This is a genomic window from Deltaproteobacteria bacterium, from assembly GCA_016208165.1.
In the GTDB taxonomy this organism is placed as follows: Bacteria; Desulfobacterota; Desulfarculia; order JACQYL01; family JACQYL01; genus JACQYL01.
The window spans coordinates 57,356-58,408 of the sequence record JACQYL010000046.1 but is presented as its reverse complement, the minus strand read 5'-3'; the positions used below and the strand labels follow the sequence as shown (position 1 = coordinate 58,408).

The following is a 1,053-nucleotide window of genomic DNA, read 5'->3' as shown; positions in this document are numbered from 1 at the left end:
AGACAGGGCGAGGCCGGGATACCGTGATCGACGCCCTCTCTCTGTTCTCTCAGGACGACCTTTACCTGTTCAACGAGGGGAGTCATTTCCGCCTGTACGAAAAACTCGGGGCACATCCGATGACTCATCAGGGCGCGGAGGGCGCCCAATTTGCCGTATGGGCTCCGAATGCCGAAGGCGTCTTTGTCATGGGTGACTTCAACGGGTGGGACAAGAGGGCACACCCGTTGCGAAATAAGGGAGATTCAGGGGTATGGGAAGGTTTTTTGCCAGGTGTGGGCAAAGGAGCCAGCTATAAATACCACATTGTATCCCGATATCACGCTTACCAGGTGGACAAGGCCGATCCTTTCGCTTTTTACAACGAAATTTCTCCCAACACCGGTTCCATTGTGTGGAACCTCAACTATGCATGGGAAGACGGGCCATGGATGCAGAGTCGACGAGAACGCAATGCCCTGGATGCCCCCATAGCCATATACGAAGTGCATCTGGGTTCCTGGATGCGATCGTCCGAAGGGGGTGGAAGACCCTTAACTTACAGGGAGCTTGCGCTCAAACTGCCTAAGTATGTGAAGAACATGGGTTTCACCCACGTGGAATTCTTGCCCATAATGGAGCACCCTTTCTATGGCTCGTGGGGATACCAGATGAGCAGCTTCTTTGCGCCCACCAGTCGTTATGGCGCCCCCCAGGATTTTATGTTCCTGGTCGACAGGCTGCACCAGGAAGGCGTGGGCGTCATTCTGGACTGGGTCCCTTCCCATTTCCCCAGTGATGAACATTCCCTCGGTTATTTTGACGGCACCTATCTCTTCGAGCACTCGGAGCCCAAGCAAAGGATTCACCCGGATTGGGACAGCCTGATCTTCAATTACGGACGAAACGAGGTGCGAAGCTTTCTGATCAGCAGCGCGCTGTTCTGGCTGGACCGATACCACGCGGACGGCCTGAGGGTGGACGCCGTGGCCTCCATGCTCTACCTGGATTACGGTCGCAAGGATGGGGACTGGGTTCCCAATATACACGGGGGCAAAGAAAGCCTGGAGGCCA

1 pseudogene (running past one end of the window) is annotated in these 1,053 nt (G+C 55.3%); it reads left to right on the top strand.

The features are described from left to right. The first annotated feature begins 26 nt into the window (after positions 1–26). A pseudogene (gene glgB, locus HY788_09765) lies at positions 27–1,053 on the top strand (1,4-alpha-glucan branching protein GlgB); it runs 951 nt beyond the window's last position.